The sequence below is a fragment of the Nocardiopsis tropica genome, from assembly GCF_042660575.1.
In the GTDB taxonomy this organism is placed as follows: Bacteria; Actinomycetota; Actinomycetes; order Streptosporangiales; family Streptosporangiaceae; genus Nocardiopsis; species Nocardiopsis tropica.
Genome location: NZ_JBHSUF010000002.1, coordinates 13,972 through 36,320, shown reverse-complemented (window position 1 = coordinate 36,320; position 22,349 = coordinate 13,972). Strand labels below are relative to the sequence as shown.

18 protein-coding genes are annotated in these 22,349 nt (G+C 74.5%); 10 read left to right on the top strand and 8 right to left on the bottom strand.

All coding sequences use genetic code 11. The features are described from left to right. Positions 1–27: 27 nt before the first annotated feature. The 6 genes from ACFQBR_RS02775 to ACFQBR_RS02750 are packed head-to-tail and all read right to left on the bottom strand — an operon-like array spanning position 28 to position 10,672. Positions 28–690, bottom strand: coding sequence for a hypothetical protein (locus ACFQBR_RS02775; RefSeq protein ID WP_267944660.1), 663 nt, complete (start codon positions 688–690; stop codon positions 28–30). A 46-nt stretch (positions 691–736) separates the two neighbouring features. After that, positions 737–1,186, bottom strand: a complete 450-nt coding sequence (locus ACFQBR_RS02770) for an acyl-CoA thioesterase (protein WP_267944661.1) — start codon at positions 1,184–1,186, stop codon at positions 737–739. After that, positions 1,179–6,902, bottom strand: a complete 5,724-nt coding sequence (locus tag ACFQBR_RS02765; RefSeq protein ID WP_378551952.1) for a type I polyketide synthase — start codon at positions 6,900–6,902, stop codon at positions 1,179–1,181. The genes ACFQBR_RS02770 and ACFQBR_RS02765 overlap by 8 nt, the downstream gene beginning before the upstream one ends. Next, positions 6,899–7,825: an enediyne biosynthesis protein UnbU gene (locus ACFQBR_RS02760; protein WP_344181524.1), complete on the bottom strand. Its 927-nt coding sequence runs from the start codon at positions 7,823–7,825 to the stop codon at positions 6,899–6,901. Before ACFQBR_RS02760 ends, ACFQBR_RS02765 begins: the two co-directional genes overlap by 4 nt. After that, entirely contained in the window at positions 7,822–9,756 is a 1,935-nt protein-coding gene (locus tag ACFQBR_RS02755; protein WP_344181525.1) for an FG-GAP repeat domain-containing protein, read from the bottom strand. The genes ACFQBR_RS02760 and ACFQBR_RS02755 overlap by 4 nt, the downstream gene beginning before the upstream one ends. Beyond that, positions 9,746–10,672: a DUF1702 family protein gene (locus ACFQBR_RS02750; RefSeq protein ID WP_378551949.1), complete on the bottom strand. Its 927-nt coding sequence runs from the start codon at positions 10,670–10,672 to the stop codon at positions 9,746–9,748. Before ACFQBR_RS02750 ends, ACFQBR_RS02755 begins: the two co-directional genes overlap by 11 nt. 197 nt (positions 10,673–10,869) lie before the next feature. Between ACFQBR_RS02750 and ACFQBR_RS02745 the strand changes: the two genes are divergently transcribed. The 8 genes from ACFQBR_RS02745 (at position 10,870) to ACFQBR_RS02710 (ending at position 18,524) form a co-directional block, all read left to right on the top strand. Then, positions 10,870–12,207: a flavin monoamine oxidase family protein gene (locus tag ACFQBR_RS02745; RefSeq protein ID WP_344181530.1), complete on the top strand. Its 1,338-nt coding sequence runs from the start codon at positions 10,870–10,872 to the stop codon at positions 12,205–12,207. Between the two features lie 116 nt (positions 12,208–12,323). Further along, the gene (locus ACFQBR_RS02740; RefSeq protein WP_267944666.1) at positions 12,324–12,686 is read left to right on the top strand and encodes a VOC family protein; all 363 of its coding nucleotides are present in this window, start codon (positions 12,324–12,326) and stop codon (positions 12,684–12,686) included. Between the two features lie 163 nt (positions 12,687–12,849). Beyond that, positions 12,850–13,620 (top strand): class I SAM-dependent DNA methyltransferase, encoded by a 771-nt coding sequence (locus tag ACFQBR_RS02735; RefSeq protein WP_267944667.1) that lies wholly within the window; start codon positions 12,850–12,852, stop codon positions 13,618–13,620. Then, a complete protein-coding gene (locus ACFQBR_RS02730) occupies positions 13,607–14,941 on the top strand; it encodes an aminotransferase family protein (RefSeq protein WP_267944668.1) in 1,335 nt (444 codons plus the stop codon). The genes ACFQBR_RS02735 and ACFQBR_RS02730 overlap by 14 nt, the downstream gene beginning before the upstream one ends. Before the next feature lie 52 nt (positions 14,942–14,993). Continuing rightward, positions 14,994–15,740 carry an HAD family hydrolase gene (locus ACFQBR_RS02725; protein ID WP_267944669.1) on the top strand — a complete coding sequence of 249 codons (747 nt, stop codon included), beginning with the start codon at positions 14,994–14,996 and terminating at the stop codon, positions 15,738–15,740. A gap of 96 nt (positions 15,741–15,836) precedes the next feature. Continuing rightward, positions 15,837–16,418, top strand: coding sequence for a hypothetical protein (locus ACFQBR_RS02720; RefSeq protein WP_267944670.1), 582 nt, complete (start codon positions 15,837–15,839; stop codon positions 16,416–16,418). 38 nt (positions 16,419–16,456) lie between these two features. After that, entirely contained in the window at positions 16,457–16,855 is a 399-nt protein-coding gene (locus ACFQBR_RS02715; RefSeq protein ID WP_378551944.1) for a hypothetical protein, read from the top strand. A gap of 190 nt (positions 16,856–17,045) precedes the next feature. After that, on the top strand, positions 17,046–18,524 hold the full coding sequence (locus ACFQBR_RS02710) for an alpha/beta fold hydrolase (protein ID WP_344181536.1): 1,479 nt from the start codon (positions 17,046–17,048) through the stop codon (positions 18,522–18,524). 200 nt (positions 18,525–18,724) lie between these two features. On the opposite strand, the gene ACFQBR_RS02705 is transcribed toward ACFQBR_RS02710, so the two are convergent. Beyond that, entirely contained in the window at positions 18,725–19,120 is a 396-nt protein-coding gene (locus ACFQBR_RS02705; protein WP_344181538.1) for a Fur family transcriptional regulator, read from the bottom strand. A 319-nt stretch (positions 19,121–19,439) separates the two neighbouring features. Beyond that, the gene (locus tag ACFQBR_RS02700; RefSeq protein ID WP_344181540.1) at positions 19,440–19,880 is read right to left on the bottom strand and encodes a VOC family protein; all 441 of its coding nucleotides are present in this window, start codon (positions 19,878–19,880) and stop codon (positions 19,440–19,442) included. Positions 19,881–20,158: 278 nt separating this feature from the next. On the opposite strand from ACFQBR_RS02700, the gene ACFQBR_RS02695 reads away from it, so the two are divergent. Together ACFQBR_RS02695 and ACFQBR_RS02690 are read left to right on the top strand one after the other, a co-directional pair. Continuing rightward, positions 20,159–20,896, top strand: a complete 738-nt coding sequence (locus tag ACFQBR_RS02695; RefSeq protein ID WP_344181541.1) for a response regulator transcription factor — start codon at positions 20,159–20,161, stop codon at positions 20,894–20,896. Then, entirely contained in the window at positions 20,893–22,347 is a 1,455-nt protein-coding gene (locus tag ACFQBR_RS02690; RefSeq protein ID WP_344181543.1) for a sensor histidine kinase, read from the top strand. Before ACFQBR_RS02695 ends, ACFQBR_RS02690 begins: the two co-directional genes overlap by 4 nt. The last annotated feature ends 2 nt before the right edge of the window (positions 22,348–22,349 follow it).

Here is a 22,349-nt window from a genome sequence, read left to right as displayed (position 1 = left end):
GGCCGGGGCCGGTTCAGGGGAAGGGCCCTAGTCCACCAGTGCGGTGAGCTCGCTCTCGGTCGTGGTCTTCATGCAGACGACCTGTCCGTCGGCGTCGTACAGCGCGACCTGGCCCTGCTGGACGTAGGGCTGGCCGATCGGCGGGATGGAGGTCAGGTCGCAGTGCATGACAGCCGGCAGGCGGTTGTGCAGGGTGCCCAGGGGGGTGTCCGCCTCGACGTACACCTCCTGGACGCTGCGCACCGGGTCGGTGCCGAAGTTGACCAGGGGGTCGATCTCCAGGCGCCCGAAGGTGGGGCGCATCATCGGGTCGAGCCCGCGGCCCACGCGCAGCCGGACCCGCTCGCCCGGCCACAGCACCTCGCTGGTGCCGACGGCGTCATAGGTGATGGTCTCCAGGTCCAGCCGCAGGGCGCCGTCCAGGGTCAGCACGGGGTCGTGCAGCCTGATCTCGGACTCCTCGGCCACCAGGGTGATGACCTCCTCGGGGGTGTCCGCGGAGGCGTCCCCCCCGAACTTGAGGGTGATGGTGGTCCGGACCCTCGCCTTGAACCCCAGGCTGCCGTCGCTGAGCTCGCGGCGGGGGATCATGACGTCGACCAGGTGGCTGGTCTTGGAGTGCAGCAGTTCGGCCGCGAGCGCCGGATCGGCGGCCCGCAAGCGGTCCTTCAACGTGTCGGTGGTGGTCATCTCACGCTCCTCGTCGGTGACGAATCAGCATCAACTCCGGTCTGGATCATGCGCGCCACCCCGTCCGGACCGGTTCGGCCAGGTAGGCGTCGATTGCACGGAGCAGCACCTCCGGGACGGGGACGGGCTCGAAGCCGTCCCCGGACCTCTTCAACCAGGCGAGCTGCTGCTCTCCGCGGGCGACCAGGTCCTGTCGACCGGAGGCCCGCCAGTACTCGAAGGAGAGGGTCATGCGGTTCTGGACGACCTCGCCGACCCGCATCCGCACGCTGACCTCGTCGAAGGCGTAGAGCTCGTCCAGGTAGGAGCACTCGGCCCGGACGGTGACGAGGGCGTGCTCGTGGTCCAGCGAGGAGACGACCTCGGGGGCGGTCCTGCGCAGGAAGAGCTCCCGGCAGTGCCCCTGCCAGCGCAGGAAGTGGGCGAAGTACACGTTGCCCAGCTGGTTGGTCTCGTCGAGGGTGACGACGTGCCGGTACTCGAAGCTCTCAGGCACCGTCGCCTCCCCGGACCGCGACGGCGGCGACGTCGTCGCCGTCGTGGTGAACGGCGACGGTGACCCCGCCGCCGTCCAGGAGGATCCACGGCCCGTCCAGGCTCCTCAGGGTCATGGGGCCGCCGGGGCGGCCGGCGCACTTGCGCAGGGCCTCCGAAGCGGCCCAGACCACGGCCGCGTGCTCGTCGCGCCCGCGCCCGGGGTCGCGGTCGGCGAGGGCGTCGCGCAGGGCGAGCGCCTCGGGGCCGAGGACGTCGTCCCAGCGCACGCGCGCCTCGACCGTGTCGGGCATCCACACCAGGTCCACCCCCACGGGAACGGGGGCGGTGGCGACCATGGTGACCGCACCACAGTGGGTGACCGACACCTGGTCGCCGGTGGACAGCTCGGGGCGGCCGTCGGGCCGTCCGCGGACCGTGACGCCGGTGCCGAGGAGGCGGTGGACGGCACGGGCGCGCCTGCGCACCTGGGTGTCCCCCCGCTCGACGGCCACCCGCACCCCCGCGACCCCGGTAACCTCGGCCGCCCGGCGGTCCAGGTGCGGGCCGAGGAGTTCGACGCCGACCGGGAGCGGCCCGGGGCCCATGACGTTGAGGGCCAGCCCCTCCCAGCGTTCGAGCACGGCGCCGTCGGCACCGGCCAGCTCCAGGTCGAAGACGTGCCGGCCGCCCTCCGCGTGGCGCTCCCTGGCGTGGAGCAGCGCCGGGGCGGACGCGGTGTCCAGGATCGTGACGCGCTCGGCGCCCACCGGGAGCAGGCGGGTGCCGGGCAGGCACGCCTGGAGCGCGTGCAGGGCCGCGTCGCGGCGCCCCGGGTCGCCCAGGAGCAGGCGGCCGGGAAGGTGGTGGGCGAACCAGGCGCCGCCGGGGCCCTCCTCCAGGTCCGCGACGCAGTCGTAGCCGGTGAGCCGCCGGTAGGCGCCGACGCGGCGCAGGGGGCCGTCCTGGAAGAGGAGGCGCCCGTACAGGTGCTCGTCGGGACGGACCGGCACCGGGGCGTCCGGGACCACGGGGAGCACGACCCGGCGGCCCGTGTCCGGCGTGCCCGGGGGCGGCAGGACCGCGGTGAAGTGGTCCACGGCGAAGCCGGTGGCGGAGCTGCGCAGGACCGTGCGGACGGTGCCGTCGGGCAGGGCGAGCGCGGCCGCCCGGAGGGTGACCTCCTCCCCCCGTCCGACGACCACCGGCGCGGTGAGCCTCAGGTCCTCCAGGACGGGGTGCTCGCGCGTGCCGGTCAGGACGGAGGCCGCCTGCGCCATGGCCTCCATGCCCAGCACCGCGGGCAGGAGCCTGTCCCCCTCGAACTCGTGGTGTTCCAGGTAGGGGTCGGTGTCGGCGCGCAGGACGGTGTCGGCGACGGCCTCGACCCCCGGGACGACCCTGCGGGGGCGTTCGAGGAAGCGGAGCATGGGCAGTTCCGCCTCCTCCGCCCGCAGGGTGGGCGCGTCGCCGTAGCGTCCGGTCACGACGACGCCGCCCGAGACGTCCGGCGAGGCGATGAGCCGGTGGAGCAGGTCGAGTCCGGTGTCGAGCGGGATGGGGTCGATGCCGCGCCGGGCCAGCGCGTCCAGGGTCCCCAGGCGTTCGCCCATCCCGGCTCCCGACCACACCGACCAGTCCACGGCGAGGGCGCGGCAGCCCTCCACGCGGGAGGCGACCTCCTCGGTGAGAGCGCCGAGCCATTCGTTGGCCAGGGCGTAGTGGGCCTCGCCGGGCAGGCCGGTGCGGGCGATGAGGGAGCCGAAGGAGACGAAGAGGCGCAGGGGGCCCGGGTCGAGGGCGTCGAGGAGGTTGAGCAGGCCGGAGACCTTGGGGGCGACGGCGTGTTCGAGTGCACCCGGGTCCAGGTCGGCCAGGGCCGCGGGCTCGTTGGCCCCCGCGCCGTGCAGGACGCCGGTGACCGGGCCGAGCGCGTCGACGGCGGCGTGCACCGCCCGCCTCACCGAGTCGGGGTCGCGCACGTCGGCCCGCTGGTAGGTGTGGTCCACGCCGTCCTCCTCGAACCGGGCGAGGTTGCGCGCCAGTTCGGGGTCGTCCGCGGGGTCGGAGCGCCCCAGGACGGCGATCCGCGCCCCGGTGCGCACGGCGAGGGTGCGCGCGCACTCGGCTCCGATGCCCTTGCCCCCGCCGGTGACGAGGAGGACGTCGCCGGGGCCGGGGAAGCGGTGTCCGGCGGGGGGCTCCGACAGGGGGCGGTGGCGCAGTCGCGGCTCGGTGCGCGTCCCGTCCGGGTGGTGGCGGCACTCGGCGTAGCCGCCGTGCTCGGCCAGGGAAGCGGCCTCGGCCTCCACCAGGTCGGCGGCCCCCGGGGACCGCGCGGGAACGGTGACCACGGCGGCGGGCACGCCGAGTTCGAGGTGGGCGCTGCGGGCGAACCCCGCAGCCGTGGCGTGCGCGGGGCCGTCGTCGTCCTGGACGACGAGGAGGCGCCGGGCCCCGGTGAGGGCCTTGGCCGCCTCGGCGACCAGGTCGAGGCAGGCGAGGGGGTCGTCGTCGCGGGCCGGGCGCAGTACGAGGGTGCCCTCCCCCAGGTTGCGCAGGGCCAGTGCGGCGCCCAGGGCGTCGTCGTCGCGGGCGACGACGTGGGCGCCCCCCGCCCCGCCGTCGGCCGGCGCCGTGCGCGGTCCCCCGGTCCCCGGGCGGAGGGGGCGCACCTCGACGTGGTCGACGGTGAACACGCGCACCCAGGGGGCGACGCCCGCGACGGTGTCGGCCTTCGCGGCGTCCGTCCCGGTGGCCGGGCCCTCCGCCAGGAGTTCGGCGATCTGCGCGATGGTGGCCCCGGAGTGCTCGGTGAGGTGCGCGGGGACGGGCAGCGAGAGCCTCCTGGCCGCCTCGGCGATGAGCTGGGCGACGGTGATGGAGTTCAGGTGCAGGTCGGCGCGCAGCCGGGTGTCCACGGTGACCGAGGCGAGGGGGAGTTCGGCGCGTTCGGCGACCACGGCCCGGATGACGTCGGCCGGGGCCGCCCCGGCGGCCTCCTCGACGGTGGCGCCGGGGGCGGGGACGGGGGCGGGCCGGCGCTCGGGCTCGGGCGCCGCGGCGGGCGCGGCCCGTTCGCAGGGGTTGGCGAGGAAGCGCTGGGGCCGGCCGGGGTCGATCGGGCGCAGGAAGCGGTGCTCGTACAGTGCCTCGACGCGTACGTCCCGTCCCAGGGCCCAGGCCGCGGCGGCGCAGCGCAGCAGCCCGCCGATCCCGTCGGAGCCGGCCTCGACGGCGAAGGCCGGGACGCCCCTCCCCCGGGCCAGGTGGGTGAGGACGGTGTCGGGTCCGGCCTCGATCCACAGGTCGGTCCCGGCGGCGGCCTCCATGGCCCGGTCGAAGAGGACGGGGGCGGTGGTCTGGCGGACCAGGTGTTCGCGAAGGTCGGTCCCGGGGGCGAGGAGTTCCCCGGTGACGGTGGAGTAGACGGGTCGGCGCGGGGCCGTCACCTCGGCGGCGTCCAGTGCCTTGCGCAGGTCGGCGACGGCCCCGGCCACGAGCGGCGAGTGGAAGGCGTGGGCGACCGGCAGGCGCAGGCCGTCCAGTTCGCGGACCACCCGGTCGACCGCTGCGGTGCCGCCGGAGACCACCGTGGCCCCGGGGGCGTTGAGGCAGGCGACACCGACGCCGTCGGGCAGGAGCGGCCGCACCCGTTCCTCGGGCATCGCCAGGGCGGCCATGGCCCCGTGGTCCCCGGGCAGGGCGGCCATCGCCCGGCCCCGTTCGCGCACGACGGCCGCCAGGTCGGCCTCGGAGAGGGCGCCCGCCCACGCCAGGGCAGTGAGTTCGCCCAGGCTGTGGCCGACCGCCAGGTCGGCGCGGATGCCCAGGGCCTCCAGCGCCGCGATCGAGGCCAGGGACGCGGCGACGATGCGGGGCTGGGCGACGGAGGTGTCGGCGGCCGGATCGCCCTCGGGCAGGTCCGCCCCCTCGTAGAGGTCGGCGACGGCGGGCAGCCGCCGCGCCAGCGCGCCGCCGGTGCGGCCGGCCGAGGCCGCCTGTCCCGACATCAGCAGGCCGATCCGCGCCCCGTCCCCTCCGGGCGGTGCGGTGAAGACGTCGGGGCCGAGGGTGCGGCGGCCGGCGGCGACCGCGTCCGCGGCCCGCCGCAGGAGGCCGGGGAGCCCGGCGTCCGGCGCGGCGGTGACCGCGGCCCGGTGCGCTCCGCCGCCGCGGGTGCGGGAGAGTTCGGCCGCCAGGTCGGTGTACTGGGCGTAGGACAGCGTGTCGGCCGTGCGGGCGGCGTCCTGGATCCTCTCCCGGAGCTCCTCGGCGGAGTCCGCGGAGAACACGAGGAGCTCGCTCTCCTGGGGGGTGCGTCCCAGGGTGGCGGTGCGCGCGTCCAGGCCGGTGCGCCGGTGGGCGGCCAGCCCCTCGACCACGACGTGGGCGTTGATGCCGCCGAAGCCCATGGAGCTGACCCCGGCCCGCAGGGGCCGGCCCTGCGGCCAGGTCTCGGGTTCGCGGACCGTGCGCAGGCGGGCGCGGTCCCCGGAGAGCTCCTCGACGGGGTCCTCGCACCCGGTGGTGGGCGGGACGACCTGGGTGTGGACCGCCATGACGGCCTTGATGAGGCCGGCCGCGCCCGCGGCGGCCTTCGTGTGGCCGATGAGCGCCTTGACCGAGCCCACGGCGGGCAGCGGCCCGTCGCCGGGTTCCCCGACCAGGCCCGAGAGGGCCTTCAGCTCGGCCCGGTCCCCGATGACGGTGCCGGTGCCGTGCGCCTCGAAGTAGGACACGGTCCGCGCGTGGAAGCCGGCCTCGCGGTAGGCGCGGTCCAGGGCGAGGCGCTGCCCCTCGCTCTCGGGCCTGGTGATGCCGCCGGTGCCGTCCGAGGACACCCCCCAGCCCCGCAGGACCGCGTAGGGGCGCAGCCCCAGGGCCTGGGCGTCCTCCAGCCGGGTCAGGACCACCATGCCGCAGCCCTCGCCCGGCAGGAACCCCGAGGAGCCGCGGTCGAAGACGCGCATGCGGTCGCGGGCCAGGGCGCCCGCCCGGGAGAAGCCCACGAGCTCGAAGGGGTCGATGCTCAGGTCCACCCCGCCGGCGACGACGGTACGGGCCCGGCCCTCGGTGATCTCCCGGCACCCGTGGATGACCGCCAGGAGGGAGGAGGCGCAGGCCCCGTCCACGGTGTAACCGCCGCCGCCGAAGCCGAAGTGCGAGCAGATGCGCCCCGCGATGGTGTTGGACAGGCTGCCGGCGAGCGTGTCGCCGTCCGGCTCGGGGAAGGGCTCCAGGAAGCGGTCGCGCAGGTCGTCCAGGAGGCAGGGGTCGGTCTCCCCGCGCTCGGCCAGCAGGCCGGCGACCACGCGGCGGACGTAGGGCCAGCGGGTCCGGAGCACGTGCGACCGGGTGAACTCGCCGGTCAGGGTGTTGCCCACGAAGACCGACGTGTCCGCCGCGCCCGCGGTCGCGTCCAGGCCGGCGTCGGAGAGCGCCCGGGACGCGGTGTCCAGGGCCAGCCAGTGGGTGAGATCGGTGGCGCGGTAGGTGGGACCGGCCACCCCGAAGGCGGCGCGGTCGAACTCGTAGCCCTCCAGGACGGCGGCGTGGGTGACCGAGATCCGGTCGGGGTCGGTCCCCGACTCCCCGAGGTAGTCGGCGAGGTCCAGCCGCTCGGCCGGGATGCGCCGGAAGGCGCGCCGCCCGGAGAGCGCGTTGTCCCACAGTTCGGCGGGGGTGGAGGCCCCTCCGTAGGTGCACGCCATGCCCACGATCGCGACGCCGTTCATCGGTCCTTCCCCCACTTCGAGAGTCCGTACAGGTACAGGCCACGGACCGCGCACACGGCCACGAGGGCGAAGAACAGCCCGAAGACGACGTGTGCCGCGGTGAGCACCCCGTAGAGCCCCGCGACCGAGAGCCCGAAGAACACCTGGTTCCGGGGGCTGGAGGGCGTGGTGGCGGGGTCGGTGACCATGTAGAAGGTGAAGAGCACGAAGGCCAGTCCGGTGACGGGTCCCAGGACGGCGGCGAGGGAGGCGTCGAGGAACACGGTCCGCACGATGCCCTGGAGGGCGAAGCCGCCCAGCCACGCGACGACCAGCCATCCGCGCTTGGTGAGTTTGAAGTTGAGCAGGCTGCCGGTGGTGAGGATGATGGCCGGCAGGATCCAGTCCCAGGCCCCGGACACGTTCTCCGTGAAGTGGTACGGCGGGGCGATGCCGACCCAGGTGAAGGTGACCAGGGTCGCGGCAATGCCGAAGTTGGAGGGGTTGAGGAAGTGCCGGACCCCCTTGCCCGTGTCGACCCTGAGCACGGTCTTGGAGGCCAGGGCGACGACGACGCCGAAGACGACCGGCCACACCCGCTCCCCCGAGTAGAGGAGCATCCCGACGGCGAGGGCGGTGATGTGGGCGGGCAGCAGGAAGTCGACGAGGGTCCGCGCGCCCCCGAGGAACTTGGGGCGGCGGCCGTTGAGCCGCGCGTCCAGGTACTCCAGTCCCAGTTCCATCGTGTAGGCGGTGGCCAGGGCCGCGAGGGGGACGGCGACCATCGGCTCGAAGCCCAGGTAGGCGTAGCCGAGGATGTTGAGGACCGTGATGGCGACGGCGAAGCGGCGCAGAGCGGTGAGGCGCACGTCGCGTGCGGGCGGCGGCGAGGGGGCGGGGCCGCCGTCCTCGTGGTCGGTCGCTCGTACTCGGAGTTCGGTCATGATCCGCTCCCGCTGCCGGTCTCGGAGGCCTCGGCGCCGTCGGTCAGGACGACGGTGTGGCGGCCGGGGGTCAGGACGACCTCGGCAGTGTGGACGCGCCCCCGGTCGTCGCGCCAGGTCAGTTCGACCGGGACGGGGTCCTCGTCCGCGGCTTCGCCGAGGCCGATGACGAGTTCGGGCGCGTGCTTGCCGGAGTGCCCGTTGCCGCCATCGACCTGGGCGACGTGGACCCTTCCGTCGGGCGCGGTCACGCGGACGGCGGTGCCGACGGCGGGCGTGGTGCCGTGCTCGGCGGGCCGCACGAGGTTGAGCGAGACGGAGGCGCCGGGGTCGGGCGAGTCGTTGCGGTAGAGCACCGAGGTGTCCCACTGGTTGGCGACCGCGATGTCCAGGAGCCCGTCGCCGTCGGTGTCGGCCATGGCCACGCCGCGGCTGACCGTGCTCCGGCCGACGCCCACGTGGTCGCCGATCTCGGCGAAGCGGCCCTGCCCCCCTTCCCGGGCGAAGAAGCTCAGGCCCCCGTCGCCGGACAGGTCGGTCTCGGGGCCGAGGTCGGGCCAGACCCGGGGGTCGGCGAGGAGTTCGTCGTTGACGAGGGCGACCTCCTGGATCTCCGGCCACCGGTTGACCTCCCCGGCGACGAAGCCGGTCGCCTGGACGACCTCCTTGTGGCCGTCGTTGTCGAGGTCGGTGAAGCGGATGTCCCACCCCCATCCGGAGCGGGCGAGGCCGAGCTGCTCGCTGCGGTCGCGGAAGGGCGCCCTGCCCTCGGCGATCAGGCCGTCGTCGTCGGTGTTCATCCAGATGAAGTTGCTCTCGAAGAGGGCGAACTCCTCGGTGATGTTGCTGACGGCCATGTCGAGGCGCCCGTCGCCGTCGAGGTCGCCGAAGTCGATGCCCATGCCCTTGAAGGAGTCCTCCCCCAGGACCTTGGAACCGGCGGTGGTCGGCGTCCAGGTCCCTCCGAGCGCCGTGAACGAGGGGTCGCCCGGCACGGAGTCGTTGCGCAGCAGGACGTCGGGGCCGAAGTCGTTGGAGACGTACAGCTCGGGGAGCATGTCCCCGTCGAGGTCGGCCGCGCCCAGGGCGAGGGTCCAGCCCGTGGACGCCCTGCCCTCCAGGACCCCGCCGGCTTCGGTGAAGAGGGGGCCGTCGGGGTCGGTGGAGCCGAGCAGCAGGCGGTTCTCCCCCGCGTTGGCGGCCCGGGACATGGAGTGCTGCATGGTGGGCCGCCCCCCGCCGGAGGTGTCCAGGACCGCCGCGTCGTCGGGGAAGTAGTTGCCGATGACGAGGTCGAGCGTGCCGTCGCCGTCCACGTCGGCGGTGAGGGCCGCGTTGGAGTGCCAGGTCTCGTAGCCGCCGTCCAGGAGTTCGACGGCCTCGTAGGCGTCCGCGGAGGGGGCGTCCCCGCCCGCCATGTGCAGCGAGGGGCTGCGGCCCCAGTAGTAGACGAGCAGGTCCATGCGGCCGTCGGCGTCGGCGTCGACGGGCTGGCAGCCCATCGGGGCCATGGTGTCGTCGTAGGGCAGGTCGCCCGTGTCGAGGGCGAAGGGTGCGTAGCGGGAGGGGCCGGTGGGGGCGGGGGCGACCAAGGCCCGGTCCACGCGGGGGTCCACGTAGCACAGGTCGTTCATGAGCCCGTCGCCGTCCAGGTCGGTGACGGCCACGCCCGCGCCCACGCTGGACATCCACGCCTGGATGCCCTCGTAGTCGGGGTGCAGGTCGCGGTCCTCCCTCATGGGGAGCCCGGGGGGCGGTTCGAGTTCCAGGGGGGTGAAGGAGAAGGCGGAGGCCAGGGCGTCCACCTCGTCCGCGCCGGGTTCGGGCACCCGTGCGACGAGGAAGGCGGCGGCGACCAGGAGCAGGGCGACGCCCTTGGCCGCGTGTGCGCGCAGGGACCGGCGGGGGGACCGCGTCCGCTCAGAGGGCACTGGGGACCCCCTCCGTCAGCCGGGCGGCCACCCGCGACCGCCACACCGCGTAGGCGGGCGTCCCGGTCCGGGGCGCGTCACGGCCCCACGGCGGGAGTGCGGCCCGTTCCTCGTCGGTCACCTCCGCCGCGTCCCGGGAGCCGAGGCCCGCCAGGGTCCGCACCGCCGACTCGGAGTCCGGCGCGACCGGTCCGAGGGTCACCAGGGCCTTGGCCGCGAACGCGGCTCCCTGGGCCAGGGCGGGTGCGTGGACCCCGGCGGCGTCGAGGAGCCGGCGGACCCGGTCCGGTGCGGCCCCGGTGAAGGCGGCCGCCAGGGCGACACCGCTCCACAGGTCGCCGTGGAACCCGTGTGGGGCCCGGCCGACGGAGCGGGCGATCCGCTCCGGTTCGGCGCAGCGCGCGAACCACAGGGCGCGGCCCGCCCCCTGCGCGGTGGCGTGGCGGACGTATCCGGGCAGCGGCGCGCTCAGCCGCCGGTCGGCGCCGCCGAAGAACACCTGGTGGAAGCCGTATCCGTCCCAGGCGAGCCAGCCCAGGAGGGGGTCGAGCTGGCGCAGGACCGGCCTCCAGAGCACGCGCGGCAGGCGGGCCAGGGCCCAGCCCGCGCCGACGTGCGCCGTGTAGGGGCTGCGGCGGGCGCGCCCGTGGAGCATGCGGGAGAAGTCGGTGCGGCGCGGGAGGCTGAGCGCGTCGGTCAGGCACAGGGCCATGGCCGCCCCCTCGTAGACGAAGCCCGCGTCGGGGCCGTGCTGCTCGGGGAAGGTCTCCGGGGCCCGGGCAGGGTCGTCGAGCGCCGTGCCGTAGCCCCGGTGGAACGCCGCGCCGGCGGCCTCCAGGCGGGCCACCGTCCCCGCCTCCCCCCGGTCGAACCCGCGGGAGGCGAATGTCGTCTCCTCGAGGGGGAATTGCAGCACGGATCGGAAGTTCGTTCTCGCCCGGCCTAGGTACATGACCACCGCCCCTGGTTGTATCGCACCCGACGAATCTACGGTCCTTCGCAATTCGTCCCAATAGGAAGGAGGTACCGAATCGAATACAACCGGTACCAGAAAGGTACCGTCCGCAAAATCTGGTCGCACAACGCATACCGAAGAACAGCTATAAAAAACGGATGATCGCCATTGTGGGAGCGGGGCTGGCGGGACTCGCCTGCGCCGACGAGCTGACACGGGCCGGGCACGAGGTGACGGTGTACGAGGCCTCCGACCGGGTCGGCGGCCGCTGCTGGACGGTCGACGCCTTCGGGGGCCGCACCGTCGAGCGCGGCGCCCAGCTGATCGACTCGGGGGACACCCGGCTGCTGCGGCTCCTGGACCGCCTCGGCCTGGACACGGTCGACCTGCACGCCTCGGGGGACGCGGGGGCCGGGCCCCTGCTGTGGATCGGCGGGGCGCCCTACCCGTTGGAGGAGGCCGACGCGGAGTACCGCGAGCTGGACCCGGTCGTGCGCGCCGACCGGCAGGCGGCGGGCCCCGCGCCGGGCCGCGGCCGCATGACCCCCCGTGCCCTGGAACTGGACGCCATGTCCGTGGAGGACTACCTCGGACGCACGGTCCCCGGCACCCGCCTGGCCCGCCTCCTCGGGACCGCCTACGCCTGGGAGCTGGGGGCCGACGCCGCCGAGCTGAGCGCGCTCCACCTGGTCACCCTGCTCGGCGCCAACCCTCCCGGCGAGTTCGGGCTCTTCGGTCCGGCCGACGCCCGGTACGCCGTGCGGGGCGGGACCGGGCGCGTGGCCGAGCTGCTCGCGGACCGGCTGTCCGGCCGGGTCAGGCTCGGCCACGAACTGGTCGCCCTGCGCAGGGACGGGGCCGGCCGCACCGTCCTGGTCCTGGACCGGGACGGGGGGGTCTTCGAGGTCCGGCCGGACCGCACCGTCCTGACCGTCCCCTTCTCCGTCCTCGCGGCGCGCGTGGACCTGTCCGGGGCGGAGTTCGGACCGGACCGCATGCGCGCCGTCCGGGAGCTGGGGATGGGCTCGGCGGTGCGCACGCACCTGGAGTTCATGGGGAGGCCGTGGACCTCGGTCGGCTGCAACGGGGCGGCCGTCTCCGACGGCGGCTTCCAGTCGTGCTGGGACGAGACCCTGGGCCTTCCGGGGGACGGGGGGCCGGCCGTGCTGGTCAACCTGCGCACCGGGCGGGTCCCCGCCGCCGACCCCGCGGCGATCGCGGACCGGTTCCTGGCCGAGTTCGATTCGCTGGTTCCGGGCGTGGCCTCGTCATGGACCGGACGCGCCGTTACCTGGGACTGGTCGGCGCATCCGTGGTCGCTCGGTTCGTACGCGTTCTACCGACCGGGCCAGTTCGCCTCCCTGGCCGGTATCGAAGCACTTCCGGAAGGCGACTGCCATTTCGCCGGAGAGCATACCAGTCCACACGACAGCGGCATGAACGGAGCAATATCAAGCGGAGTCCGCGCGGCACAAGAGATCATGGGTACCACCTAGGTACCAGAAGTGCCGAATGGACTTTCCAGGGCCGGATTGGATAATGTCTGGCCGGTGCCGGCCCGGCGTTCGGCCCCGATGCCGCGCGCACGGGAGAAACAGGGAAAGAGGAGAACATGAGCGAAGAATTCAGCCCGACCCTCGTCATCATCAACCTCCCGGTCAAGGACCTGGAGGCGGCGACCGCGTGGTACACGAAGGTGCTGGGCCACGGCCCCTCCGGGGAGCCCTCCCCCACCGACGTGGAGTTCGACCTGCGCGAGGGCGTGAGCCTGCTCCTGACCACGGGCGACGAGGAGGCCGAGGCGGCCGGGGCCAAGGTCCTGTTCGGGGTCGAGGACCTGGACGCCGAGAAGAAGCGCCTGGCCTCGGTGAACGTCGAGTGCGGCGAGCGCCAGGAGATCCCGGACGCCCTGGCCTGGTTCGACTTCAAGAGCCCCGAGGACCACCGCCTGAGCCTGGTGCAGATGCTGGGCTGACCCGGCGGTCACAGGTCCCCGGCGGGGGCGGTCCGAGCCCGGACCGCCCCCGTCGGCGTTCGGGGACCGGTCGCGGAGGGCTCCGGGGCCGGTCCCGGATACGGGGCGGTTGTGGTACCTATTCCCTATGGAGGAGGGCGTCCCGCCACCCTAGTGTCACGGTATGAGCGATAAGCGGACCGGCCGGAACGAAAAGGCCGATTACGGCGATGGAATAGCCGACGTATTCGACACCTGGTATGGCGAGGAAAGCGACTCCGACTGCCTGTCCGCCCTGAGCAAACTCGCCGACGGCGGCCCCGTCCTCGAACTGGGCGTCGGAACGGGCCGGGTGGCGGTGCCCCTCGCCGCGTCGGGGCTGGCGGTCACGGGGGTGGAGTCCTCGCGGGAGATGATCGACCGCCTGGCCGGCAAGCCGGGCGCCGAGCGGGTCGCCGTCGTCGAGGGCGACCTGGCCGACGTCCCCGTGGACGGCGAGTTCTCCCTGGTGACGTGCGTCGACAACACCCTGTTCCTCCTGGAGTCCCAGGCCGAGCAGGTGCGCTGCTTCACCAACGTCGCGCGCCACCTGCGCCCGGGCGGCGTCTTCGTGGTGGAGGTGCCTGCCCGCGTCCCCCGGATGGACGAGGACGAGCAGCAGGGCGTGTTCGTCGAACACGTCGGCGCCGAGCGGGTCGGCCTGTGGGTCGTGGAGCACGACCGCGCCGGGCAGCGCATGTTCATGCAGCAGATCTCCTTCGAGAACGGGAGCGTGCGCCTGCTCCCGGTCCCGGTCCGCTACGCCTGGCCGGCCGAGCTCGACCTCATGGCACAGATCGCCGGCCTGCGCCTGCGCCACCGGTGGAGCGGCTGGGACGGCGCGGCCTTCACCTCCCAGAGCGTGCACAACGTGTCCGTCTACGAGCGAATCGAGGACCACGTTGACCTCCCCTGACGCGTTCCCGCTGTGGAACAGCACCTCCATGGAGGCGTTCCTGTCCTACCTGGAGCCCGACGAGATGATCGTGGAGGGCGACGGGGTACGGGTGCGCGACGCCGCGGGCCGCTGGTACCTCGACGCCAGGTCCGGGTTCTGGAACGTGACCCTCGGCTACGGGCACCCCGGCCTGGTCGAGGCCGTGCGCGAACAGGTCGGCCGCCTCCCCTACGGCAACATGTGGGGATACGGCCGCCCGGCGCAGATCGCCGTGGAGTGCGCCGAGGCCCTCGTCCGGGTCCTTCCGGAGGGAATCGACCACGTCCGCTTCCAGAGCAACGGCGCCCAGGCCGTGGAGACCGCGGTCCTGCTCTCCCGCCACCTGCGCCTGCTGGAGGGCGAGCCGCACCGCACGGCGGTGGTGGGCCTGTGGGGGGGCTTCCACGGCTTCGGACCGGGCGCCAGCGCCGTCACCGGGCTGTCCTACCTCCACCACCACGCCGGCCCCCTGCTCCCCGACGTCATCCACACGCGGGCGCCCCACGGCGAGGACGCCGCGCCGGCGGACATGGCGCGCGCGCTGGAGCTCCTGGAGGACCACGGCCCCGACCGCGTGAGCGCGATCATCGTGGAACCCGTCATCGGCGAGGGGGGCCACGTCCTGACCCGCGGCCAGGCCGCGGAGCTGTCGGCCTTCTGCCGCGCCCACGGGATCCACCTGGTGGTCGACGAGGTGACCACCGGCATGGGGCGGACCGGCGACTACACCCGCAGCGCCCAACTGGGTCTGGACCCGGACATCCTCCTCCTCGGCAAGGGCCTCACCAGCGGATACGCCGGGCTCTCCGCCGTCTGCCTGGGGGAGCGGGTCCACCGCGCCCTGCTCGCCGCCCCGGTGGAGAGGTTCTTCGCCACGGGCTCCACCCACGACGGGCACCCCGTCGCGCTGAGCGCGGCCCTGGCCGTCCTGCGGGCGCTGGAGGACGGCAAGGTGTTCGCGAACGTGGCCGCCCAGGGCGACCGGCTCCGCACCGGACTGCTGGACCTGGCACGCCGCCGCCCGGCGGTGTCCGCCGTCCGGGGCACCGGGCTGATGTACGTGGTGGAGTTCGCCGGCGCCGCGGCCCAGGACCCGTGGTTCGTCAACAAGGCGCGCCTGGCGCTGGAGGAGCGGGGCGTGCTGGTGTCGGTGCTCAACGCCGTCCCTGCCCTCATGGTCATCCCCCCGCTGGTCTTCGGGGACGGCGACGTCGACGAACTGCTCGCGGCGTTCGACGGGGCCCTGGAGGCCCTCGCCTCGGGGTGGGCGCCCGCCGACGAGACGAAGGGCTTCGTCTGAGGCGGCGCCCGCCGGCCGGGAACCGGCCCGCACGACGACTGGAGGTCCTTCCTTGCCTCTGCTCCTCCTCTGGGACATCGACCACACGCTCGTCACGACCACCCGGTTCGACCGGCGCGCGTACCTGGCCGTCGCGACCCGGCTGCTGGGGACGGCCGACCCCGTCCTGCCGCCGTCGGGAGCGGGCAGAACCGAACCGCACACGATGGCCGAGACCCTGCGGCTCAACGGGGCCGACCCCGGAGGCCCCCTGGTCGGGCGCGCGCTGGAGCTGTTCGGGGACCTGGTGGCGGGCGACCCCGGGGGCCTTCGCGCCCAGGGGCGCGTCCTGCCCGGGGCCCGGGAGGCCATGGCCGCGGCGGCGGCCCTGCCCGGGGTCCGGGTCGGGGTCGCCACCGGCAACCTGCGCTCCGTCGCCCGCGCCAAACTGGCAGCCTTCGGCCTCGACCGGCACGTGGAGTGGGGGTGCGGAGGCTACGGCGACACCGCCGCGACCAAGGCCGGGGTGGTCCTCCGGGCGCGGCACGCGGCCGGGCTCCGCGCCGGGCGGGAGTTCCCTGCCGGGGAGACCCTCCTGGTCGGGGACTCCCCGGCCGACGCCGCGGTGGCGGCGGCCGGCCACGCGCGCGTGCTCGGCGTGGCGACCGGCCGGGCCGACGCCGGCGCCCTGGCCCGCGCGGGGGCGGACGCCGTCCTGGCCGACCTGTGCGACACCCGCGCGTTCACCGCGGCCGTGCTGTCCTTCGCTCGCGACCGGGTCCCGCGGGGAACCGCCCCGCCGGAGGCCCCGGGAGCCTGACACCCGCCGGGGGCGGTGCACCCCGCCCCCGGCCCCGCGGGCATACCGTCCGCGACCGCCCCGCACCCCGTCCGACCACGCACCCGAGGAGTCCCCATGGCAGCCCGACCGGACCCGACCACGCGCCACCGCGGCGGCCTGCTGGCCACCGTGAACAGCGACCGCCACAGGACGGCACTGTGGGTGTTCATGGCGGTCGTGGTCGCCCACTGGGCCGAACACCTGGTCCAGGCCGCGCAGATCTACGTCCTGGACTGGCCCGTGCCGGAGGCGCGGGGCGTGCTGGGCATCCCCTTTCCGTGGCTGGTCACCTCCGAGTGGATGCACTACGGCTACGCCCTGATCATGCTGGTCGGGCTGTTCCTGCTCCTGCCGGGGTTCTCCGGGCGCTCCCGCTCCTGGTGGCTCGCCTCCCTCTGGATCCAGGTGTGGCACCACCTGGAACACCTGCTCCTGCTGCTCCAGGCCCTGTCGGGGTCGCACCTGGGCGGAGGGGCCGCGCCGATGAGCCTCATCCAGTTCGTGGTGCCCCGGGTGGAGCTCCACCTGCTGTACAACGCCCTGGTGTTCGCGCCGATGGTCGTGGCGATGTACCTGCACACGCATCCGCGCCCGGACGAGGCGGCGGCGATGTCGTGCGGCTGCGCCGCGGCGCGGGAGGGGGACCCGGTCCGGTGACGCGGCGGGTCGGGAGGGGGCCGGGCCCCTTCGATGTGGTGATCCTCCTCCTCGCGGTGCTCCTGGTCTGGCTGGGGGCCACCAGCGTGGAGCGGGTCGCGCGGGCTGCCTCGGCAGACGGCGAGCCGGGCACGTTCACCGCGTCCCGGGTGGAGTGCGTGAGCCACCTCGGCCACGAGTCCTGCACCTGCTACGGCACACACCTGCCCGGCGACGGCGGGGCGGCGCGCGAGGACGTCTACCTGCACGGCGCCGACCGGGCCTCCTGTGTCGCCGGCGCCGCCACCCCCTCCTTCGACGTCGGCTCGGACACCCGCGTGTACGGCCCCGAGGGGTCGCGCGAGTGGCTGTTCACGGCGGGGATGATCCTGGCCGGAGCCGCCCTGGGCGTGTGGGCGTCGCGGCCGTGGTGGCCCCGGCGCGGGAGACCGGCCTGACCGGGGTCCGGGCGGCCGGGCGGCGCGTGTCCGACCGGGGCGCCCCCGACGAAAGTCGGTTCGAAGGCCCGTCGGCTCCTCCGACGGGGGGAGGCGCACACGGAGCGGCCGACAGTAGCCTGCGGAGGACTCCCGCCGTTCGACCGCGGACGGCGGGCCCCGTACAGAGCCATGTGAGTGGAGAACCCCCGTGCCCCTTGCCCGAAGCGCCGCGCTGGCCGCAGCCTCCGGACTGTTGCTCACCGCCTCGGCCGCCCCCGCCTCGGCCGCCCCCGCCTCGGCCGCCCCCGGCCCGGGACCGGAGTGGCGGCTGTGCTCCGAGGTCGCCCGGGGGTGGGACGAGAGCGACGACCGCACCCTGTGCGCCACCGTTCCGGTGCCCCTGGACCACGGGGATCCCGACGGGCGCACGATCGACATAGCGGTGACCCGTGTGCCCGCCACCGGGGAGAACGCCTATCCCATCCTGTTCAACCCCGGCGGCCCGGGGCATCAGGGCGTGACCATGCCCGGGCGCATCCTCGACAGCGAGGCCGCGGACCTGGCGCTGGGCCACGACCTCGTGGGCTTCGATCCGCGCGGCGTGGGCTACAGCAACGCCGTGGAGTGCGATATGGGGGGAGCCGACCCCGACCCCGGCCTGAGTGACGAGGAGAGTGCACGGCGCGTCGCCGAGGAGCAGAGCCGGATCAACCGCGAATGTCATGCCCACGACCCCGACCTGGTGGCCTCGCTGACCGCGGAGAACGTGGCCCGGGACATGGATCTGATCCGTGAGGCACTGGGAGCGGAGACGATCGGTTACTACGGGGTGTCCTGGGGAACCCTGCTCGGCGCCGCCTACAGGTCGATGTACGACGACCGGGTCGAGGCCATGCTCCTGGACTCGGTGATGTCGCCCGAGGCCAGTGTCACCGTGTTGGACGAGGGGCAGGCCATGGCGGCCCAGGCCGCGTTCCACCGCTTCACCGACTGGGTGGCCGAGCACGACGGCCACTACGGCCTCGGCACGGAGGCCGACCGCATCCGGGACGAGGTGTACGGACTACGGGAAGAACTGACCGAAGAGCCCCGCACCGGCCCCGACGGGACGGTCGCCGACGGCGGCACCGTGACCGCCCTGCTGGCCACCCCCGAACGTGAATGGCCCGCCAACGCCCGCTCCCTCGCCACGCTCCTCGACGGAGGCGTGCCCGAGTGGGGGGTTCGCAACGGGCCCGTCCCCGGCGCCGGTTGGGACGCCGAACCCAGCGGTTTCGACGCCTTCGCGCAGGTGTCGCTGCTGTGCAACGACTCCGACAGCCCGCGTGACTTCGACCAGGTGTGGCAGAACCGGTTGGAACGGGCCGAGCGGTACCCCGTCATGGGCACCCTGGGCTTCTACGAGCACTCCTGTGTCGGGTGGCCCGAGGAGGGTGTGAAACCGGATCTGCGCCGCGGGGACAGCCCCCTGCAGCTGGTGGGCCACGTCGACGAGATGGTCACCCCGCACGTCTGGGCCCTGGACATGGGGCGGGCCGTCGGCGGAGAGGTCATGAGTGTGGAGGACGACGGGCACGGAACCCTCTCCGACCTGGACTGCGCCGCGGCGGCCGTCGACTTCTTCACCACCGGGCAGGCCACCACGCAGACGTGTCCGGGACCGCCCGCGCCGACCCCCGGGGACTGAGTCCGTGTCCGCCCACGGCGGTGCGCCGCCGTGGGCCCGGACCGGCGCCCTGAGGACCCCACCGTGCGCGGTCCGGAAGCACTTCCCGGCCGCCCACCGCGCCCCGGCCGCCCGCACGGGTTCTTCGCACGGGGCGTGTCCTGGCCCGCGGAACGGACGCAGTACGCGAGTTCATGACAGCGCGACCTGTCGCTGCGGTGCTAGGCGCAGCGCGGGCACACGCCCGAGAGCTCGAAGGAGTAGTCCAGGGACGCGAACCCGCTGTCGCGCCGCACGCGGTCGGCGACCGCCGCCAGTTCGTCCGCCTGCGCGACGTCCTCCACCCGGCCGCAGACGCGGCACAGCAGGTGGTGGTGGCGAAAGGAGGTCCTGCACAGGCGGTAGAGGCGCTCTCCCCCGGGTGAGTGGAGGGTGTCGAGGACGCCCTCCTGGGCCAGCCGGTGGAGGGTGCGGTAGACGGTGGACAGGCTGGGCGGCCCGGGGCCGCTCGAACGCCTCCCGCCGAGGGCGGCGTGGATCTCCTGGCAGCTGCGGAAGTGCGTGCTCCGGTCCAGCGCACCGAGGACGACGTCGTCGTACTGGGACACCCTGGGCATCTCAGCCGACCGCCCGGGGGCTTCTCGCGGCGGGGGGCGCGCCCGCGGGTCCCGGCGTCCTGCGCCGTAGCTCCCTTGCTCCGGTCACGTCACGGTCCTCCGGTCCTGTGACACAGACTGTATGGAAATGATTTTCATAACCGTACCATGACCGCGCCCTTACCCCCTCAAAACCCCCGCCACAGGCGCATTTGACGTCTCCCGGGGGCGGCCGCCCCCGGTCGCGTCCGCCGGCGGACGTACGCGGCCTCCCGGAACATGCCAGGGGCCGGGCCGCACCCACGGGCCCCACCGCCCGGGACGGACGCCCGGGCCGGTGTCAGGCTCCGAAGGAGGTCAGCGCCCCCCGGTCGTCGAACCCCGCGCCCGGCGCCCAGGCGATCTCCCAGCGGTTGCCCTCGGGGTCCGCGACGTAGGCGGACCGCCCTCCCCAGGGGCGCTCCACCGGTTCGGCCACGACCGCGGCGCCGGCCCGGACCGCAGCCGCGAACGACTCGTCCACCTGCTCGGGGCCGTCCACGTTGCAGGCGAGGGTGAACCCGGACCACCCGGCCGGGGCGGGGGCCCCGGCCGCCGCCTCGGCGGCCAGGTCCTCCAGTGGGTACAGGGACAGCAGCACCCCGCCCAGGAGGAAGCCCGACCAGCCGTCGCCGCTGGACTCCACCTCCTCCCATCCCAGGGCCCGGTAGAACCGGCGGAGCCCGGGCATGTCGCGGGCGCCGAGTGTTACCACGGTCAGACGCGCAGGAATGTCGGCCATGCCCGGAGACTAACGCGGCGGGGCCGTGCGCGTCCTCCACGACGCCCCCCGGGCGGTCCGCGCCGGAGGGTGTCCGCGTGAAGCGGGGCGGGGACCGGGCGGCTCCTCCCGTGCCCGCGCGTCGGGGGCGGGCGCCGGGGCCGGCGCGTGCGTTACGGGCGATGTGCGCCGCCGGGGCGCCGGGGTCCCCGCCGGACGGGGTCCCGTTTCTCACCGAATCCTTGCCCGCGTCCCGTAGCCTCCGGCGTCATCACCGTCTCATCGGGCAGGATCACCGTATGCGTGAAGGACTCTCCGGCGGCACCGGCACCGGCGGCGAAGCGCCGGCCAAGGCCCTCATCGTGGAGGACGACCCCAACATCCTCGAACTCCTCACGGCGTCGCTGGAGCTCAGCGGTTTCACCGCCCGCGGCGCGGCCGACGCCGGGTCCGCGCTGGCCGCGCTGGACGGGTTCACCCCCGACATCGCCGTGCTGGACGTGACGCTGCCCGGGCGCAGCGGCCTGGAGCTGGTCGGCGACCTGCGGGGGGTCGTTCCCGGGCTTCCCGTCCTCTTCCTCACCGCGCGGGACACGGTCCAGGACAGGATCGCGGGCCTGCGCGTGGGGGCCGACGACTACGTGACCAAGCCGTTCAGCCTGGAGGAGGTCGTCCTGCGGCTGAACGCGATCCTGCGCCGGACCGGGGCCAGGGAGGACGAGGACCCGGGCATCCTGCGCTACGCGGACCTGGAGCTGGACGAGGAGGCGCACCTGGTGCGCCGCGCGGGGGCGCCGATCCGGCTCTCGCCCACCGAGTTCTCGCTCCTGCGCTACCTGATGGTCAATTCCGGCAAGGTCGTCACCAAACCGCAGATCCTGGACCGGGTCTGGGGCGGCGAGAACAGCGACAGCCGCGTGGTGGAGGCCTACATCAGCTACCTGCGGCGCAAGGTCGATGCCGACCGCGATCCGCTCATCCACACGGTGCGGGGCATCGGGTACAGCCTGCGCCTGCCCGCCGGGGCGGGCGGATGAGCGGTCTGCGCCCGTGGCCCAGGACGCTGGGCGGCAGGCTCACCCTGGCGGTGCTGTGCCTGAGCACCGTGTGCCTGGTGGTGTTCGGTGCGGCGGGGACGCTCCTGCTCCAGCGGTCGCTGACCGAGGAGGTCGACCACCGGCTCCACTCCCTCGCGGGTGGCGGTCCCGGGGAGGGTTCTCCCCCGCCCGGGGGCCCGCAGGCCCCGCCGTTCCCCACGGACCTGAGGACCCTGGCGATCGGCCCCGACGGGGAGGTGTTGGAGCGTGTGGGCCAGAGCGACGCCGACGACAGCCTGCCGGACGCCTCCGCGGTGGGGGTGGCGGAGCTGCGGGCCCGGGAGGGGGAGGCGTTCGTCCTGCCCGACACCGCCGGTGGGAGCGACTGGCGCGTGCTCACCTCCGCCGGGGACGACGGCGGTGTCTTCCTCGTCGCGCAGTCCATGTCGGGGATCGACGGCACGCTGCGCCGCCTGGTCCTGATCGAGTCCGCGCTGGGAGCGGCCGTCCTGTGCGCGCTGGCGCTCGCGGTGGCGGCGACCGTGCGCCTCCAGCTGCGTCCGCTGCGCGAGATCGAGTCGACGGCCCGGGCGATCATGGAGGGCGACCTCGACCGCCGTATCCCCCGGCAGGATCCGGCGACGGAGACGGGGCGCCTGGCCACCGCCCTGAACACCATGCTCGCGGACCTGTCACGGGCCCTGCGGGAGCGGGACCGCGCGGCCGGGACGACCCGGCGCTTCGTGGCCGACGCCTCCCACGAGCTGCGGACGCCCCTGTCCTCCATCCGCGGGTTCGCCGAGCTGTACCGCCAGAGCAGGGAGCGCGGGCTGATCGGCGAGGACGAACGCACCGACCGCTGGATGTCGCGCATCGAGGACGAGGCGCAGCGGATGGGCGGCCTGGTGGACGACCTGCTGACGCTGTCCCGCTTCGACGAGGCGCCGGCCCTGGAGCACTCCGACATGGAGTTGGAGAACATGGCCGAGCAGGTCGTGCTCGGCGCCCGGGCGCGGGCGCCGGGCACCCCGGTGGAGCTGGTGGCCGCCCCCGTGCACGCGGTGGGCGACGGCAAGCGCATCCGGCAGGTCCTGGAGAACCTGGTGGGCAACGCGCTCACCCACACGCCGGCGGGCACTCCGGTCCGGGTGTCGGTGACACGGACCCCGTACCCGCCGCCGCCAGGACCCGCGCACGCGGGGACACTGCTGCCGGGGGTCGCAGAGGTCGCCGTCATCACGGTCGAGGACCGGGGGCCGGGGATCCCCGCCGAGGAGCTGCCGCACGTGTTCGACCGCTTCCACCGGGGGGACCGGGCGCGGGCGGGGGCGGGCACGGGGCTGGGCCTGGCGATCAGCGCGGCCTTCGTCGCGGCCCACGGCGGCTACCTGACGGCGGAGTCCTCCCCGGGCCGGGGTTCGGCCTTCTCCGTGGTCCTCCCCCTGGGCTGAGT